The following is a 17,526-nucleotide window of genomic DNA, read 5'->3' as shown; positions in this document are numbered from 1 at the left end:
CTTTATGGGGATTGGGGAAGAAATGCCGGGTGGCGCTGCGCTTACCCGGCCTACAAAACCAGAGAAAGTAGGTCGGGTAAGGCGCAGCCGCCACCCGGCTTAAAAGACTACGCCTGCGTTTCCAGCCAGTCTTCGAGCGTATACAGCGTCGCGCCTTCCGCAGCCATATCCATAAACGCCTGAGCGCTGTCCTGCGGGTGAATGTTCACCCCGCGACAGCCGTCGGTAATGACGCTGACGGTATAACCTAACTGGAGCGCGTCCAGCACGGTAAACTTCACGCAGTAATCCGTTGCCAGGCCCAGCACAATCAGCTCCGTGATTTCGTGATGACGTAACCACGCATCGAGAGCGGTTTTCTGACGATGCCCGTTATCAAAAAACGCGCTATAGCTGTCGATAGCCGGGTTTTCCCCTTTGTGGAACACCGCGTCGATGGATTTCTGATCCAGGAGCGGGTGCAGCGCCGCGCCTTCGGTCTGCTGTACGCAGTGATCGGGCCAGAAGGTTTGCGCCAGCCCGTCGAGTTCCCCTTGAGTGAAAGGCTCGACGTCGTGCTGGCTGGCAAAGCTGCCGTGGTTCGCCGGGTGCCAGTCCTGGCTTGCGACAACCGCTTCGCCGTGGGCTTTGCACCAGTCAATCAGCGTGTTTGCCACGTCAACGGTGCTGTCACCTTCGGCGACGGCCAGCGCACCGCCCGCGCAGAAATCATTTTGCAAATCGACCAGTAGCAGGGCGCGTTGCTTCATGAGCACTCCTTATTCGTCCGGGGTCAGCTCGCCGCGCAGGTTTTGCATCATCGCGCTGCGAATGGACTGAATGTCCAGATCCTGACTCAGTAAATAGTGAAGTTTAGTCAGCGTTGCCTCAACGGTCATATCGAAGCCGCTGATCACCCCCGCGTGCGCCAGCGCGTTACCGGTGGCATAGCCGCCCATGTTGACCTTTCCGGACATACACTGGGTCAGGTTCACAACCACAATTCCGCGCTCGCTGGCTTCCTGAAGCTCTTTCAGGAATTCGCCGTTCTGCGGCGCATTGCCTACGCCATAAGAGCGCAGAATCAGCGCTTTCACCGGCTGGCGCAGGAAGTTACGCACCACGTCCGCAGAGATACCCGGATAGATAGTGACCACGCCAATCGGTTGCGGAGTAATCGGATGCACAATCAGCTCGCCGGCGGTGTTCGGCGCAGGCGGCGTGCCCAGACGACGGATATGAATCCCGGCCTCCAGCAGCGGCTGCAGGTTAGGGGAGGCGAAGGCGTCAAAACCGTCGGCATGGGCTTTGGTGGTGCGGTTGCCGCGATACAGACGGTTATTAAAGAACAGCGACACTTCGTTGATCGGGTAATTCGCCGCAACGTACAGGGAGTTAAGCAGGTTGATCTGCCCGTCTGAGCGCAGCTCCGCCAGCGGGATTTGCGACCCGGTGACGATAACCGGCTTGCTCAGGTTCTCCAGCATGAAGGAGAGCGCCGAGGCGGTAAACGCCATGGTGTCGGTGCCGTGCAGGATCACGAAGCCGTCGTACTGGTCGTAATGGGCTTTAATGTCATCCGCGATGTGCTGCCAGTCTTCCGGCGTCATGTCGGAGGAGTCCATCAGCGGCTCGTATTCGTGGATGGTGAAGTCAGGCATTTCCGGACGGTGGAATTCAGGCATCAGCGCAAGCTGACGCTGCAGGTGGCCGGAGACAGGGATATAGCCGTTTTCAGAGCGCTGCATACCGATGGTACCGCCAGTGTAGGCTACATAAATCGATTTCTTCTGCATGGTAGTGAGTTCTTGTTCTTCAAAAGAAAAAAATCCCCTCTTCGCGGGAAGAGGGGACGGTTTTTAACGGACGTTCGCGCAGGTCAGGCAAAACGCGTAACGACTCTGTGGATCGTTAAAGGCCGCGAGCTTATCGCTCTCCGCCTTCATCGCTTTCGCTGCCGTGGCGACCGGCGCAGGCAGGTAAGCCTGCATCGCTTCCGGCAACATGGCGCGTACCGAGCCGGACATGCTGTCCATGACCATATCGAAGAACGACGGCTCGTCCTGGTAATACTCGATATGCCACTGCTTGAGTTTCGCCAGTTCGGCGGCTTTCTTCACCGCGTCATCGAAGTCACCCAGACTGTCGACCAGACCGTTGCTCTTCGCGTCCTGGCCGGTCCAGACGTGGCCCTGTGCGATCTGGTCGATCTGCTCAGGCGTCTTTTGACGCGAGTCCGCGACCAGGGTGATAAAGCGTTTATAGCCGTTCTCAATGCTGAGCTGCATCATCTCAGAGACTTCCGGCGGCAGAGATTTGGTCACCGACACATCTGCCAGCGGAGAGGTGGCAACGCCATCGGTATGCACGCCCAGAGAATCCAGGCTGTTTTCCACGGTGTTGATCACCCCGAAGATGCCAATCGAACCGGTCAGCGTGCTTGGGTTGGCCACGATGTAGTTGGCTGGCGTTGAGATCCAGTAACCACCGGAGGCTGCCATTCCGCCCATTGATACGACGACCGGCTTGCCAGCGGCACGCGCCGCAGCCAGTTCAGCGCGGATCACCTCGGAGGCGCTGACGCTGCCGCCAGGGCTGTTCACCCGCAGGACAATCGCTTTCACTTTCGGATCCAGGCGAGCATCGCGGATTTGTGACGCGGTAGTGTCACCGCCCACGTTCCCCGGGGTCTCCTGACCGTCCATGATCGCGCCATTGGCAAACACCACCGCGACGCTGTTACCGCTATCATCCGGTTTTTTCGTCGAGTAATCATACATGCTGATGGCGCTGTAATTTTTATCCTCTTTGCTCCAGCCAAACTGTTTGCTCAGGGATTTTTCAATCTCGGCGCTGGTGCCCAGGGCATCAACCAGTTTGTTATCAAGCGCATATTTCGCGGTATCACCGTCAACCTTACGCAGGCCTTCCAGCACGCCCTGCGCGCCAGGGAATGCCTGCTCAGGCGTAATCTGGCGGTTAGCGGCAACGGTGCCCAGATAGTTCTGCCACAGCTCGCCAATCCAGCGGCTGTCCGCTTCGCGGGCGGCAGGGGACATGTCGTCGCGGATAAACGGCTCAACCGCAGACTTATAGGTCCCGACGCGGAAGACGTGAGTGGTGACCTTCAGCTTGTCGAGCAGAGATTTGTAGTACAGGCCGTTGGTGGCAAAGCCGTGCAGATCGACCGTCCCCTGCGGGGAGAGCCAGATTTTATTGGCGAAGCTTGCCAGATAATATTGCCCCTGGCTGTAGCTGTCGCCCACGGCAATCACCGGCTTGCCGCTGTCGCGGAATTCGCGCAGCGCTTTACCGATGTACTGCATTGAAGGCTGATCGCCTCCGGCAAAATCTTTCAGATCCAGCACGATCCCGGTGATGTTACGGTCGTTTTTGGCCTGACGGATGGCATCGACGATATCGAACAGGGAATTTTCCTGCAGGCGGTCTGAGGTTGCGCCAAACAGCTGGCGACCAATCACGCTCAGGCGACTGCTGGTGGACGGCTTATCAACAATCACGCCAGTGATATCGAGTAATAGCGCGCCGCGCGTTGAATGCTGCGCCTGATTCGCGTTGCTGATATGCATCCAGATGCCCGCGCAAACCAGAACCAGGAGGATGAAGAAGATGTTCATCACCAGGTTGCGGACGAAGTTGAGCAGTCGCCACGTCCATTTAAAGAAACCGGCAATGATTCGCCAAAGGGTTCGCATGTATTCTCCCTAACCAGAAAATGACTGTTTCCGTCGCCACTGGACGGTAATGTTGGGTTATCGTAATGACCCAACCGCCACTTGTCAGCAGGAATCGCCTGCCAGGCTGTAACAAAATCTGCCGTCGTGTTAATTTTGTGAGTAAATTTCAAGAAAGGAGTTAACCAATGGACGCACTCGAACTGCTTGTTAACCGCCGTAGCGCTTCCCGTCTGGCCGAACCTGCCCCGGCAGGCGAGCAGCTGGAGAATATTCTGCGTGCCGGCATGCGTGCCCCCGATCATGGCACACTGCAGCCGTGGCACTTCTTTGTGATTGAAGGCGAAGGCCGCGATCGTTTCAGCCAGCTGCTGGAGCAGGGCGCGGTTGCCGCCGGGCAGGATGAGAAAGGTATCGACAAGGCGCGCAATGCCCCGTTCCGCGCCCCGATGATCATCGCCGTCGTGGCCAAATGCCAGGCTGAACATAAAGTGCCGGTCTGGGAACAGGAAATGTCTGCGGGCTGCGCGGTGATGGCGATGCAAATGGCCGCCGTCGCACAGGGTTTCAACGGTATCTGGCGCACCGGACCGCTGACCGACAGCCCGACGGTGCGTGACGGTTTTGGCTGTGGTGAGCACGATAAAATTGTCGGATTCCTCTATCTCGGTACCCCGCAGCTTAAGGCCTCCAGCACCATCAGCGTGCCGGACACCACGCCTTTCGTCAGCCATTTCTGATAACGCACGCTAAACTGTCTGGATTCTGAGCATCTGCCGCAGAATTCAGACAGTCATACTTACCTCTTTATGGAATGAGCGCTACCATAGCGCGATTGAGATGACAGGAGACGTCCATGAGCGAGCAAACCATTCGTTTAACGCAGTACAGCCACGGAGCCGGTTGCGGTTGTAAAATTTCCCCGAAAGTGCTGGAGACTATCCTCCACAGTGAACAGGCGAAGTTTGTCGACCCGAACCTGCTTGTCGGCAATGAAACGCGTGACGATGCGGCAGTTTATGACTTAGGTAACGGCACCAGCATTATCAGTACCACCGACTTCTTTATGCCGATTGTCGACAACCCGTTCGATTTTGGGCGCATTGCGGCCACTAACGCCATCAGCGATATCTTCGCCATGGGCGGTAAGCCGATCATGGCGATTGCCATTCTGGGCTGGCCGATCAACACCATTCCGCCGGAAGTTGCCCGTGAAGTGATTGATGGCGGTCGTTTTGCCTGCCAGCAGGCGGGGATTGCACTGGCCGGTGGTCACTCTATTGATGCGCCTGAGCCTATCTTTGGCCTGGCCGTTACCGGCGTAGTGCCGACCGAACGCGTGAAGCGCAACAGCACCGCGCAGGCGGGCTGCAAACTGTTCCTTACCAAGCCGCTGGGCATTGGCGTGCTGACAACCGCCGAGAAAAAATCTCTGCTGAAACCGGAGCACAAAGGTCTGGCAACGGAAGTCATGTGCCAGATGAACCTCGCCGGTGCGGCTTTCGCCAATATTGACGGCGTGAAGGCGATGACCGACGTCACCGGTTTTGGTCTGCTGGGGCACCTGTCCGAAGTGTGTCAGGGCGCAGGCGTGCAGGCGCAGGTCTGGTATCAGGACGTGCCGAAGCTGCCGGGCGTGGAAGCGTATATTGCTCAGGGCGCGGTCCCGGGCGGTACCCAGCGTAACTTCGCCAGCTACGGTCACCTGATGGGCGAAATGCCCGAAGCGTGGCGCAACCTGCTGTGCGATCCGCAAACCTCCGGCGGCCTGCTGCTGGCGGTCACGCCGGAATCCGAAGCCGAGGTTCAGGCCACTGCCGCCGAGTTTGGTATCACCCTGACGGCGATCGGCGAACTGGTCACCGCGCGCGGTGGCCGACCGATGATTGAGATCCGTTAATTCGATGCGGTTGTTTATTGCCGAAAAGCCGAGTCTGGCGCGTGCTATCGCTGATGTGTTGCCTAAGCCGCATCGCAAAGGCGACGGTTTTATCGAATGCGGTAACGGGCAGGTGGTCACCTGGTGTATCGGTCACCTGCTTGAGCAGGCGCAGCCGGATGTCTATGACAGCCGCTACGCCCGCTGGAACCTGAACGATCTGCCCATCGTGCCGGAAAAATGGCGCCTGCAGCCCCGGCCTTCGGTCACCAAACAGCTCAACGTGATCAAGCGCTTCCTGCATGATGCCGCTGAAATTGTGCACGCGGGTGACCCGGACAGGGAAGGTCAGCTGCTGGTGGATGAGGTGCTGGACTACCTGGAGCTGGCGCCGGAAAAGCGCCAGCAGGTTCAGCGCTGCCTGATCAACGACCTCAACCCGCAGGCGGTTGAGCGCGCGATCTCGCGTCTGCGCTCTAACAGCGAGTTTATTCCGCTGTGCGTCTCCGCGTTGGCGCGTGCGCGTGCGGACTGGCTGTACGGCATCAACATGACCCGCGCCTACACCATTCTTGGGCGTAATGCGGGCTATCAGGGCGTACTTTCAGTGGGGCGCGTGCAGACGCCGGTGCTGGGGCTGGTGGTGCGTCGTGATGAAGAGATTGAGAACTTCGTCGCTAAAGATTTCTTTGAAGTGAAAGCGCATATCGTCACGCCTAAAGACGAACGCTTTACCGCCGTCTGGCAGCCGAGCGACGCCTGTGAATCCTACCAGGATGAAGAGGGGCGTTTGCTGCATCGCCCGCTGGCGGAGCATGTGGTCAACCGCATTACCGGCCAGCCCGCTATCGTCACCAGCTATAACGATAAACGGGAATCAGAACCCGCGCCGCTGCCGTTCTCCCTTTCAGCACTGCAGATTGAGGCCGCCAAAAAGTTTGGCTTGAGCGCGCAGAACGTGCTGGATATCTGCCAGAAGCTCTATGAAACCCATAAGCTGATCACCTATCCGCGTTCAGACAGCCGTTATCTGCCGGAAGAACACTTTGCCGGACGCCATTCGGTGATGAACGCGATTGGCGTACACGCGGCGGATCTCCTGCCGCAGTCGGTCATTAACCCGGACACCCATAACCGCTGCTGGGACGATAAAAAGGTGGACGCCCACCATGCGATTATCCCGACGGCGCGTGCCAGCAACGTCAATCTGACCGAGAACGAAGCGAAGGTGTACAACCTGATCGCCCGTCAGTATCTGATGCAGTTCTGCCCGGACGCAGTATTCCGCAAGTGCGTTATTGAGCTTGAGATTGCCAAAGGCAAGTTTATCGCCAAAGCGCGTTTCCTCGCAGAAGCAGGCTGGCGCACGTTGCTGGGGAATAAAGAGCGCGACGAAGAGAACGACGGTACGCCGCTGCCGGTGGTGGCAAAAGATGACGAGTTACTGTGTGAGAAGGGCGAAGTGGTTGAACGTCAGACTCAGCCGCCGCGCCATTTCACCGATGCGACGCTGCTGTCGGCAATGACCGGGATTGCCCGTTTTGTGCAGGATAAAGATCTGAAGAAGATCCTGCGCGCCACCGACGGTCTGGGGACGGAAGCGACCCGCGCGGGGATTATTGAGCTGCTCTTTAAGCGTGGCTTCCTGGAGAAAAAGGGACGCTACATCCACTCAACGGAACCGGGCCGGGCACTGATTCATTCTCTGCCTGAGCTGGCCGCAAGGCCCGACATGACCGCGCACTGGGAATCGGTGCTGACGCAAATCAGCGAGAAACAGTGCCGCTATCAGGACTTTATGCAGCCGCTTGTCGGAACGCTTTATCAGCTGATCGATCAGGCGCGCAGTACGCCAGTGAAAACGTTCAAAGGGATGGTTGCACCCGGTAGCGGCGCGAAGAAACCGTTCAAGAAGAAAAAGAGCGCGGCCTGATACGCCCGGTTTTCTCCCTCTCCCTGTGGGAGAGGGCCGGGGTGAGGGCATCCGGCCGCACGATATAAACCTTAAATCACACCCTGCCCAATCATCGCATCCGCCACCTTCACGAACCCGGCGATATTCGCCCCGCGTACGTAGTGGGTTTGCGATGCCTCGCCGCCATACTCCACGCACGCATGGTGAATATCCAGCATGATGTGGTGCAGACGCGCATCCACTTTTTCCGCCTTCCAGCCCATACGTGCAGCGTTTTGCGCCATCTCGAGGCCGGAGGTCGCCACGCCGCCCGCGTTAGCGGCCTTGCCCGGCGCAAACAGCACGCCCGCTTCCAGGAAAAGATTCGTCGCGTCGATTGTGGTCGGCATATTCGCCCCTTCGGCCACCGCTTTTACGCCGTTGCTGATCAATGTACGCGCGGCTTCAACATCCAGTTCGTTCTGGGTCGCACACGGCAGGGCGATATCCAGCGGCACGCCCCACGGCTGTTTACCTTCCAGGTAGGTCAGGCCAAACTCGCGGGCATAATCCGCCACGCGGCCATCACGGCTGGCTTTGATTTCACACAGGCGCGCCAGTTTCTCCGCCGTGAAGCCCGCTTCATCCACCACCGTGCCGCTGGAGTCAGAGGCGGTCACCACGCGTGCGCCAAACTGCATCGCTTTCTCAATAGCATACTGCGCCACGTTACCGGAGCCGGACACCGCGACGCGCATGCCTTCAAAGCCTAAACCGCGACGCTTGAGCATGGCCTCGGTGAAGTAAATCAGGCCGTATCCGGTCGCTTCCGGGCGGATCAGACTTCCGCCAAACGACAGCCCCTTGCCGGTAAAGACGCAGGCGCTGTTGTTGGAGAGCTTTTTCATCATCCCGGCCATAAAGCCCACTTCACGTCCACCCACGCCGATATCACCGGCAGGAACGTCGGTATCCGGGCCAAGGTGGCGATAGAGTTCGGTCATCAGCGCCTGGCAGAAGCGCATGACTTCGCCTTCGCTTTTGCCTTTCGGGTCGAAATCGCTGCCGCCTTTCCCGCCGCCCATCGGTAGCGTGGTGAGGGCATTTTTAAAGGTCTGCTCGAAGCCGAGGAATTTCAGGATCGACAGGTTCACGGACGGATGAAAACGCATGCCGCCCTTAAACGGGCCAATGGCCGAGTTAAACTGTACGCGCCACGCGCGGTTAACCTGCACCTGATTGCGATCGTCAACCCACGTCACGCGGAACTGGATCACGCGCTCTGGCTCGACAAGGCGTTCAAGCAACGACATCTGGCGATAACGCGGGTTTTGTTCAAGGAAGGGCCACAGGGTGGTCATAACTTCTCGTACGGCCTGCGCGAACTCGCTTTGGTGCGGGTCGCGTTGCTGAACATGGGCAAGGAAACTTTCCAGAGAGCGTGTCTGATCCATAGATATAAGAACCTCTTATCGTATTTTATGTGTATTACTTATGCGATTTGTGTTGTTTTTTTGACTATACCACCCGCACCGCTTTGCAAGGCAAGCAGAAATGGATGCCGAAAGGGAAATTAATGAGAGCGCGGGCGTCATAACCAAAAGCGATGAAGAGATAAATTAAAGGTTCCGCTCTGGTTTACCGTTATAGTCATTATCAAGGAACTACAGGAAGATGTATCTATGAACCGTTATCTACTCACCGCGTTATGTGTGATCTTTACCGCAGGCGTGCAGGCTAACCCCATTCTCCCGGACGTGGAAGTGAATGTGCCGCCGGAAGTGTTCAGCTCCAGCGGCCAGAATCAAACGGTGCAGCCCTGTAATCAGTGCTGTATCTATCAGAATCAGAACTACTCGGAAGGGGCCGTTGTGAAAGCGGACGGCATTCTGCTGCAGTGCCAGCGCGACGAGCGCGCCATCAGCACGAACCCGCTGGTCTGGCGTCGCGTAAAACAATAAACGCTTCCAGCAGCGGAATATCCGCAGGGGCTAAGGCGTAGCCAAACGCCTCTTCCGGCGTACACCACGCGAGCGCGCTGTGGTAGTGCGCCGTGAGCTCGCCGCGAAAAGCAGGAACGTGCCAGGCATGCAGGTTGATCAGCCGCAGCGAGACTTCCCGCTGGTGGCTTGCCACGTATTGCCCCGGCAGGGCGTCAATGCCCAACTCTTCACGCAGCTCGCGGATAAGCGCTTCTGGCTGGGTTTCGCCGGCCTCGACTTTACCGCCTGCAAATTCCCACATTCCCGGCTGGTCGGCATGGGCAGGGCGCTGCGCCAGTAAAATGTTGCCGTCTTTTTCGATGATGGCGGCAACGACATCGAGTGTTTTCAGCATGGTCGTCAATAATTGATAGCGAAAAAAGACATATTATCGTGCCCTTTCTCAGAGTCCAGTAAACAGGAGAATCAGGTGAAAGAGACCACCGCCTGGGTTGCCCCCATTGAATCCCTTCCCGCCAGCCTTAAACCGATTGCCGCCATGCAGAAAAAGCATTTTGGCGCGGTGCTGAATCCCACCCGCTGGTGGGGGCGCATGCCGCGTCTGTTCTGGCTGGTGGCGCTGTTTGTCGGTTTTCTGGAGCGCCGTCACGCACGCCTGACGCCCGTGCTGCGTTCGCTGCTCATGACGCGGGTGTCCCAGCTCTGTCACTGCGCTTTCTGTATTGATGCCAACAGCCTGCGGCTGGCCGAGCGCTGCGGTGCGCTGGATAAAGTTCAGGCTGTGGGGAGCTGGCATGATTCGGACTTATTCACTGAGCAAGAGCGCGCGGCGCTGGCCTACGCCGAGGCGGTAACCGCCACGCCGCCCCGGGCAGATGAGGCAATCAGAACGGCGCTGAAACGCCACTTCACGGATGATGCTATTACCGAGATGACGGCGCTCATTGCGTTTCAGAATCTCTCGGCCCGCTTTAACGCCGCCCTGGACATTCCGGCTCAGGGGCTGTGCGCCACGTTTAACGAGACTCCCCATGCTTGACCGTCACCTGCACCCGCGGGTAAAGCCCGTTCTGAATCGTCTGGTTTCCGTGCTGGATAAGCCGGGCATCACGCCCGACGGATTAACGCTGACCGGGTTTGCCGTCGGCGTGCTGGCGCTGCCGTTTCTGGCCCTCGGCTGGTATCCGGCGGCGCTGGTCGCCATCGTGCTTAACCGTTTGCTGGATGGTCTGGACGGCGCGCTGGCACGCCGGAGAGGGCTGACCGATGCGGGGGGATTTCTTGATATCGCGCTCGATTTTCTGTTCTACGCCCTGGTACCGTTTGGCTTTGCGCTTGCTGCTCCCGCAGAGAATGCGCTGGCGGCCGCCTGGCTGCTGTTTGCGTTTATCGGTACCGGCAGCAGCTTTCTGGCGTTTGCGGCGCTGGCCGCGAAGCACGACATCGACAACCCCGGCTATGCGCACAAGTCGTTTTATTACATCGGTGGGTTAACGGAAGGGACGGAGACCATTGCGCTGTTTGTGCTGTGCTGCCTGTTCCCGGCGCACTTTACGCTATTCGCGTGGGTATTCGGCGCGCTGTGCTGGCTGACCACCACAACGCGCATCTGGAGCGGTTATATGACGCTGAAGTCACTTAACCCTTAGAGAGCACTCTCTGGCCCGCGCTCTCCGGTGGAGACCGGGTTCTGCGAGTGACTGCTCCATTCGTACCAGCCGCCGTCATAGACGGCGACATTCTTCCAGCCCATCGCCCGGGCGTACATAAAGGTTTCTGACGCCCGCCACCCGGTGCCGCAGTAAAACGCGACGCGCTGTTCCGGCAGAATATTCCAGCGCTTCCACTGGGCGGCGATATCGTCCGCACTGCGCATGGTGCCATCCGGGTTATGGAAGTCCTCCATATGGGTCGCGTCGCTGCCCGCATGACCCCAGCGGGCACCAGCTATTTCACCTTTTGGCTTGATGTAGCTGTAGCCGCTGGTTTCGCCGATGAACTCCGGCCACGAACGAATGCTGACCAGGGAGGCATCCTGACGGTGCAGCATCCCGCGCGCCTGCTCCATATCGACCATCAGCTGCGGCTGGCCGGGGATCGGCGCGCCGAAATCGGGGGCTGGCGTCACTTTGCCGGGCGTGCCGCGTTCAACCGGCAGGCCTGCATCTGACCACGCTTTCCAGCCGCCATCGAGAATACGCACATCCTGCACGCCCGCATACAGCATGATCTGCGCCACGCGCGCGGCGGCGTAAACGTCACGGCCATACAAAATAACGGTGGTGTCGTGACGGATCCCGTGCTTCGCCAGCATCGCTTTTAGCTTGTCGTCGGAGACTTTATTCCACAGCGGCTCGCTTTCCACCTCGTTGGTGTCGATGTAATCCGCACCGGGAATGTGGTTCAGCAGGTAAAACTTCGGTGCGCCCCAGGCGGCCTCGATCACTTTCCAGTCGCCAGTCGGGGCGGCCGTGACCGGTTTGCCCTGCTGAAGCTGGTGGATCCACTGCGGATAAACCAGCTGTTCAAAGTGCGGCAGGCGCTGAAGGCGGTCGGGCGTCTGCAGTGCGTCGCTGAGCAGCGAGACGTGGCGGTATCCGGCTTTCTCCAGGCGGGATTTCACCGCCAGGTTATCGTTCTCGTCGCCGTACAGCGCGATGGCCGTTGCAGGCGTAAGCTGATGCTGTTTTGCCCAGCTCGCAATCTGCTCGTCGCTCATTGCGCCCAGCCAGGCGGCAGCAAGGTTGAGTGCGGCGGGTTCATGCCCGGACGGGCCGCTGAGCGTCTGCGGCCAGCCGTTATAGAACGCGCTGGCGCGGGTGTCGACAGGCGTGCCGTGCTGTGCCTGAAGCTGAGACAGCGTCATCGCGTTGGGCATATCAGCTGCCAGAGAGGAAAAGGAAGCGAGGCCGCAGAGCAGGGCCAGCGCGGTCAGTTGAGAAACACGTTTCATCGAATAACCTGACGTCAGTAAAAGAGGGGGGCATTGTCGTCTCTCCCGAAACGGAAAACATTGCGTTAGCACATTATTGCCAGCGAGAAATCTCAATCAGCTCGCCGCCCGGCGGAATATCGTCCTCATCGTGCGTGACCAGCACCACCGGGATATTGCGCGCGCGGACGGCGTCAAATACCCATGCCCGAAATGACGCCCGTAACGTTTTATCAAGGCGGCTGAACGGTTCGTCCAGCAGCAGCGCCTGCGGTTCAGCAAGCAGGGCGCGCAGCAGGCTGACCCGGGCACGCTCTCCGCCGGAAAGGGTGGCCGGATCGCTGGCGTAATGACCGCTCAGCCCGGCGGAATTCAGCGCCTGCTCGACCGCTTCCCGACGCGCGCGTCCGACGATCCGCTCAGGCAAGGCCAGCTGCAAATTCTGCCCGACGCTAAACGGGTCAAACAGCAGCGCGTCCTGAAAGAGAATACCCAGTCCGCGGGATTCGACGGGAAGGCCGTCGCAGCGACGCGCGTCGAGCCACAGCTCGCCCTGCGCCTGAAAATCGTCTGACAGCGCGCCGACCATCCACGCAAAAAGGGTCGATTTGCCGCTGCCGGACGGCCCCATCAGGGTAACGATCTCCCCGCGAGGAACGCAAAAATTGACCTCGCGGAAAAGCGGTTCGATGGTGAGATGGTTTACCTTCAGCATTATCGTAATCCTTGACGGTAGCGGCCCACGAGCCGGGATAACAGTGCGGCAAGACCGAACACCGTGCCCGTCATCAGCAGTAATCCGAGCGCCCGGTTAGCGAGAATCGGGATGCTGCCCCCGCTGCTGAGCGCGACGGTTTCGGTGGTCAGCGTGGCGAAACGCCCCGCGCCAAGCCAGAGCGTCGGCATGTATTGCGCCATGCTGACGGAAAAGCCGGTGGCAAAAGCCAGCAGCGCAGGGCGCACCAGCAGGGGGCATTTCAGCAATAAGAATATTTTTGCCCGTCGCCAGCCGAGCGTTCTGGCGGTAAGGATAAGCCGGGGATCGATCCGCCGCCAGGCGGGTTGCAGAACCAGCAGCATCCACGGTAACACCCACAGCAGATGGCTCCAGAGCACGGCGGCATAGTGCCCGTCGAATCCCAGACGCAAAGCAATAAAGTATTGCCCGGCGACGAGCGGCAGCGCCGGAAGGGCGAGCGGTGACCACACCCACACTGCGCCGCGCTGCGGTCCCCATTCCAGCCAGAGAAGGCTAACAGCCAGGGCGATCAGGCTCGAAAGCAGACCGAAAGAGAGGCTGGTACCCACGGGACCCACATCGTCCCCTTGCGCCAGCATCAGCAGTATCGCGGTGCACAGGACGCCGCACGCGGGCAGTAACCCGCTGACTGCCCGCTCAGGCAGGACGCGCGGAGACCGGGGACGCGTCCCCGCGAGGTCCGGAAGCGTGCGACGCCATACCTTCCAGAGGCCGTACCCGAGGGCAGCAAGCGCAGCCAGCAGCAGAAGGAGAAGCAGGCACAGCAGCATTCCTTTTGCCTGCTGCTGCGCGTCACCCTGGCTTAGCCACTGCCAGGCCAGCACGGCCAGGGTGGGCGGGTTGCCGGGCCCGAGAACGATTGCTACATCCACGACCGAGAGCGACCACGCCAGCACCGCCAGCATCACCGCGCCGAGGACAGGCGCGATCGCCGGAAGGATCAGCCAGCTGAGCGTCTGAATACGCCCGTAGCCAAAGGTTTGCAGGACGATCTTCTGCTGTGCGAGCCGTTTTTCCGGCAGTACGGCGTAAATGGCCCACAGTACAAACGCGCTCTCTTTGACCGCGAGCGTCAGGCCCAGCCCGGTACCGTAGCGGTCAAACGGCGGCGAACAGACGGTGCAGATCTGATAAAACAGCCCGCCCTCGGCAAACAGCAGTAACGCGCTGGTGGCGAACGCCACATGGGGGATCGCCAGTAACCACGGCAGGCGGGTAGTGAGACGGCGCCAGCGTTTACCGGGCCACAAAAGGCTGACGAGGAAAAGGGCAATCAACAACGCCCCCAGCGTGGCGATGAGCGTTGAGACCAGCGTGGCGACGGTCGCCTGCGGCAGCTGCGGATCGTTCAGCAGCCGCTGCCAGTTTGTCACAGAAAACGCCGGTGCGAACAGCATGACGCCGGCGGGCAGGATCGGCAGATAAATCACCGCCATCGCCAGCCAGACAAGCCCGCTCAGCGGGTGCCGTAACGACGCAGCCATTCCTGCTCCAGCGCGCTCACCCAGGCGGACTGCGGCTCTGCAAGCACCTTCGGCAGCCCCTGAGGCGTATGGGTCAACAGCTGTTTCGCTTCACCTTCGGGCAGTGTTTTCGCATCCAGTACGCTCGGATCACCCCAGATGGCCGGGTCGGCCTTGCGGATTTGCGCCTGCGGTGACAGCAGGAAATTAGCGACCACTTTTGCACCCGCGCTCGCGCTGGCATTGGCCGGGATAGCCACAAAATGAACGTTGCCGAGCATCCCGCTATGGAAACCAAAGCTATAGCTGTCGGCAGGCAGTTCGCCGCTCGCCACTTTTTGCTGCGCATGCGCCGGGTTAAAGGTCAGCGACAGGTTCAGACTGCCGCTGGCAAGCAGGGCATCCATTCGCGCAGGGGTGGGAGGGAAGTCTTTTCCTTCGCGCCACAGCAGCGGGTGCAGCTTATCGAGGTAGGCCCAGAGCGGCGCGGTAACGTGGGCAAACGTTTCATCGGGCGCTTTTTGTAAAGCCTCAGGGCGATCGGTGAGCGTCAGAAGCAGCTGCTCAAGAAATGCCGTGCCGGTAAAATCCGGCGGGCGAGGATAGCTCACCTTGCCCGGGTGCTGCTGCGCGTACGCCAGCAGCGCCTGAGGATCCTCCGGCGGCGTCGGCATGCTGGCTTTGCGGGCGATAAAGGTCAGCTGCGCGCCTCCCCACGGCGATTCCGCCCCGTCTGTGGGAATCGCAAAATCTTCCGTGACGGGTTTACGGGTATCGACATAGCGCCAGTCTGGCAACGACTGCGCCCATCCGGTTTGCAGCAGGTTTGCCTCTTTTAACGTGCGGAAGTTTTCGCCGTTGACCCACAGCAGGTCAACGGAGCCGTTGGTCTTACGCCCTGCGGCGGCTTCGGTCTGAATACGTTTTACCGCATCGGCGGCATCCGCCAGCGGGACGATTTTCAGGGTAATGGCATAGTGCGTTTGCATCTCACCGCTGACCCACTCAAGGTAGCGGTTGACCGCCGGATCGCCGCCCCAGGCGTTAAACCACACGGTCTGGCCTTTGGCCTGTTGTTGGATAGCGTGCCAGCCCTCGGCGGCACACAGGGGGGCTGCCAGCAGCAGACCGGTCAGAAACGCGCAAAAACGCACACGGCGCATAATGCCTCACTTTTTAGCAGACGGGAGATAACGGGAAAACAGCCGGCGCGTAACCAGCGGTAATACCCCCAGTAGTGTAAAGGCGAATAGCATACCCGGCGACAAAATATCGCGCAGCGATGCCACTTTTCCCAGCTCGCGCCCGGCGTTCAGAAACACAACCGTCGCGGGCAGCATGGCGACCTGGCTGACCCACCAATAGCGATATACGCCAATGCGGGTTAGCCCCATCAGCAAATTCACCAGGAAAAACGGGAACAGCGGCATCAGGCGCAGGGCAAAAAGATAGCCCGCGCCGTCATGCGCCATACCCGCGTTCACCGTTTTCATCTGCTGAGCAAACCGCCGCTGAACCCAGTCACGCAGCAGATAACGGCTGGCGAGCATCGCAAGCGTGGCCCCGAGCGTGGAGGCAAACGAGACCAGCACGGTGCCTTCCCACAGGGTAAATAACGCCCCGCCCAGCAGGGTCAGGATCGCCGCGCCGGGTATTGACAGGGCGGAGACCACCACATAGAGCGCAAAAAAGATCAGCGCGCTTCGTAGCGGTTCGTGGTCAACATGGGAGAGTAATGCCTGCTGGTGAGTTTTAATCCCTTCCAGGGAGAGTGTACCAGGGGGAAGTATGACAAACGTCAGAATAAATGCGCCCAGAAGGGCGCACAGGAAAGCGATTTTTCGAATGTTCACGCGTCATTACAGCTTGAATTTAGCCCACACCGGCGCGTGGTCAGACGGTTTATCCATGCTGCGGATCTCATAGTCGATCCCGGTTTCGATGCAGCGCTCTGCCAGCGGCGAACTGGCCAGCAGAAGGTCGATACGCAGGCCACGGTTGTCGTCAAAACCTTTTGAGCGGTAGTCAAACCAGGAGAAGCGGTCCTGCGTTTCCGGGTTGGCATTGCGGAACGTATCCACCAGGCCCCAGCCCAGCAGGCGCTCCATCCACTCACGCTCTTCCGGCAGGAAGGAGCATTTGCCGGTACGCAGCCAGCGTTTGCGGTTCTCTTCACCGATGCCAATATCGAGATCCGTCGGGCTGATGTTCACATCACCCATGATCAGCACCGGATTGTCTTTGTTGAGTTCGGTGGTCAGATAGTCCTGCAGATCCTGATAAAACTTGGCCTTAGCCGGGAATTTGGTCGGATGGTCGCGGCTTTCGCCCTGGGGAAAGTAACCATTGATCACGGTGATGTTACCCAGCGGGGAAGGCAGCTCCGCCATGATGATGCGGCGTTGTGCTTCTTCGTCATCGCCGGGAAACCCACGGCGCACGGAAACTGGCGTCTCTTTGGTCAACAGCGCAACGCCGTAATGGCCTTTCTGCCCATGATAAAAAACGTTGTAGCCGAGTTTCGCCACCTCTTCGAGGGGGAACATGTCGTCGTGAACCTTTGTCTCCTGCAGGCCGATCACATCTGGCTGATGTTGTTCAACGATAGCTTCAAGCTGATGAGGGCGGGCGCGCAGGCCGTTGATATTAAAAGAGACAAATTTCATAGTCGCTGCCAGTGCAAGGTGAATAGTGCAAGGATGGTAGCAGAATTTGCGTCAACTGTTACCGGGTTCGACCAATAACTGCGACAGATAATGTCGGTGGTGCAATATTTGCACCATTCTGACGCGCTTCGCCCCCAAACAGGGCGTAAATGACCGATAAATTTCGCGAGCGATCACAATTCCAGAATTATATTTGGCCCGTGCATACTCTTTCTGATTTTCATGCGGCAAAGCGCCGCTTGTCGTAAAAATATTCACTTTTTATGCAGTAACAGTGAATAACTCCATATTGTAACTCATTGATATTCTGATGCT

The 17,526-nt window shown here is 59.0% G+C and carries 17 protein-coding genes; 6 read left to right on the top strand and 11 right to left on the bottom strand.

All coding sequences use genetic code 11. The features are described 5' to 3' along the window. Window positions 1-107 precede the first annotated feature (107 nt). The 3 genes from pncA to sppA all read right to left on the bottom strand — a co-directional run bounded on the left by pncA (window position 108) and on the right by sppA (window position 3,695). Window positions 108-749 (bottom strand): bifunctional nicotinamidase/pyrazinamidase, encoded by a 642-nt coding sequence (gene pncA / locus FU672_RS10330; protein WP_148243187.1) that lies wholly within the window; start codon window positions 747-749, stop codon window positions 108-110. A 9-nt stretch (window positions 750-758) separates the two neighbouring features. Next, window positions 759-1,775, bottom strand: coding sequence for an asparaginase (gene ansA / locus FU672_RS10325; protein ID WP_008500705.1), 1,017 nt, complete (start codon window positions 1,773-1,775; stop codon window positions 759-761). Between the two features lie 63 nt (window positions 1,776-1,838). Further along, window positions 1,839-3,695: a signal peptide peptidase SppA gene (gene sppA, locus FU672_RS10320; protein ID WP_148243186.1), complete on the bottom strand. Its 1,857-nt coding sequence runs from the start codon at window positions 3,693-3,695 to the stop codon at window positions 1,839-1,841. A gap of 167 nt (window positions 3,696-3,862) precedes the next feature. Here sppA and FU672_RS10315 point away from each other — a divergent pair, with 167 nt between their 5' ends. From FU672_RS10315 to FU672_RS10305, 3 genes are all read left to right on the top strand, one after another. Beyond that, window positions 3,863-4,414 carry an NAD(P)H nitroreductase gene (locus tag FU672_RS10315; protein WP_148243185.1) on the top strand — a complete coding sequence of 184 codons (552 nt, stop codon included), beginning with the start codon at window positions 3,863-3,865 and terminating at the stop codon, window positions 4,412-4,414. Window positions 4,415-4,530: 116 nt separating this feature from the next. Then, complete coding sequence (gene selD, locus FU672_RS10310; RefSeq protein WP_148243184.1) at window positions 4,531-5,574, top strand: selenide, water dikinase SelD; 1,044 nt, start codon at window positions 4,531-4,533, stop codon at window positions 5,572-5,574. A gap of 4 nt (window positions 5,575-5,578) precedes the next feature. Beyond that, entirely contained in the window at window positions 5,579-7,486 is a 1,908-nt protein-coding gene (locus FU672_RS10305) for a DNA topoisomerase III (protein WP_148243183.1), read from the top strand. A 71-nt stretch (window positions 7,487-7,557) separates the two neighbouring features. On the opposite strand, the gene gdhA is transcribed toward FU672_RS10305, so the two are convergent. Beyond that, window positions 7,558-8,901, bottom strand: a complete 1,344-nt coding sequence (gene gdhA / locus FU672_RS10300) for an NADP-specific glutamate dehydrogenase (protein ID WP_148243182.1) — start codon at window positions 8,899-8,901, stop codon at window positions 7,558-7,560. A 228-nt stretch (window positions 8,902-9,129) separates the two neighbouring features. Here gdhA and FU672_RS10295 point away from each other — a divergent pair, with 228 nt between their 5' ends. Beyond that, a complete protein-coding gene (locus FU672_RS10295; protein ID WP_148243181.1) occupies window positions 9,130-9,408 on the top strand; it encodes a DUF1496 domain-containing protein in 279 nt (92 codons plus the stop codon). Here the strand turns inward: FU672_RS10295 and FU672_RS10290 are convergent. Beyond that, window positions 9,368-9,784, bottom strand: coding sequence for a pyrimidine (deoxy)nucleoside triphosphate diphosphatase (locus FU672_RS10290; RefSeq protein WP_148243180.1), 417 nt, complete (start codon window positions 9,782-9,784; stop codon window positions 9,368-9,370). The two genes, FU672_RS10295 and FU672_RS10290, sit on opposite strands and share 41 nt — an antisense overlap. A 75-nt stretch (window positions 9,785-9,859) precedes the next feature. Between FU672_RS10290 and FU672_RS10285 the strand changes: the two genes are divergently transcribed. Both FU672_RS10285 and FU672_RS10280 read left to right on the top strand, forming a co-directional pair. Further along, on the top strand, window positions 9,860-10,429 hold the full coding sequence (locus FU672_RS10285) for a carboxymuconolactone decarboxylase family protein (RefSeq protein WP_148243179.1): 570 nt from the start codon (window positions 9,860-9,862) through the stop codon (window positions 10,427-10,429). Next, complete coding sequence (locus FU672_RS10280) at window positions 10,422-11,039, top strand: CDP-alcohol phosphatidyltransferase family protein (RefSeq protein WP_148243178.1); 618 nt, start codon at window positions 10,422-10,424, stop codon at window positions 11,037-11,039. The genes FU672_RS10285 and FU672_RS10280 overlap by 8 nt, the downstream gene beginning before the upstream one ends. Here the strand turns inward: FU672_RS10280 and FU672_RS10275 are convergent. The 6 genes from FU672_RS10275 to xthA all read right to left on the bottom strand — a co-directional run bounded on the left by FU672_RS10275 (window position 11,036) and on the right by xthA (window position 17,211). Further along, on the bottom strand, window positions 11,036-12,343 hold the full coding sequence (locus FU672_RS10275; RefSeq protein ID WP_148243177.1) for a sulfurtransferase: 1,308 nt from the start codon (window positions 12,341-12,343) through the stop codon (window positions 11,036-11,038). The two genes, FU672_RS10280 and FU672_RS10275, sit on opposite strands and share 4 nt — an antisense overlap. Window positions 12,344-12,416: 73 nt before the next feature. Further along, window positions 12,417-13,037: an ATP-binding cassette domain-containing protein gene (locus FU672_RS10270; protein ID WP_148243176.1), complete on the bottom strand. Its 621-nt coding sequence runs from the start codon at window positions 13,035-13,037 to the stop codon at window positions 12,417-12,419. After that, complete coding sequence (locus FU672_RS10265; protein WP_148243175.1) at window positions 13,037-14,566, bottom strand: ABC transporter permease family protein; 1,530 nt, start codon at window positions 14,564-14,566, stop codon at window positions 13,037-13,039. The genes FU672_RS10270 and FU672_RS10265 overlap by 1 nt, the downstream gene beginning before the upstream one ends. Further along, window positions 14,539-15,699, bottom strand: a complete 1,161-nt coding sequence (locus tag FU672_RS10260; protein ID WP_410053329.1) for an ABC transporter substrate-binding protein — start codon at window positions 15,697-15,699, stop codon at window positions 14,539-14,541. The genes FU672_RS10265 and FU672_RS10260 overlap by 28 nt, the downstream gene beginning before the upstream one ends. A gap of 15 nt (window positions 15,700-15,714) precedes the next feature. Then, window positions 15,715-16,398, bottom strand: coding sequence for a TVP38/TMEM64 family protein (locus tag FU672_RS10255; protein WP_148243173.1), 684 nt, complete (start codon window positions 16,396-16,398; stop codon window positions 15,715-15,717). Window positions 16,399-16,404: 6 nt separating this feature from the next. Beyond that, entirely contained in the window at window positions 16,405-17,211 is an 807-nt protein-coding gene (xthA, locus tag FU672_RS10250; RefSeq protein WP_148243172.1) for an exodeoxyribonuclease III, read from the bottom strand. Window positions 17,212-17,526: the final 315 nt, after the last annotated feature.

The organism is Enterobacter asburiae, from assembly GCF_008080435.1.
Lineage (GTDB): Bacteria > Pseudomonadota > Gammaproteobacteria > Enterobacterales > Enterobacteriaceae > Enterobacter > Enterobacter asburiae_C.
This window is presented reverse-complemented; position numbering and strand designations above follow the sequence as displayed.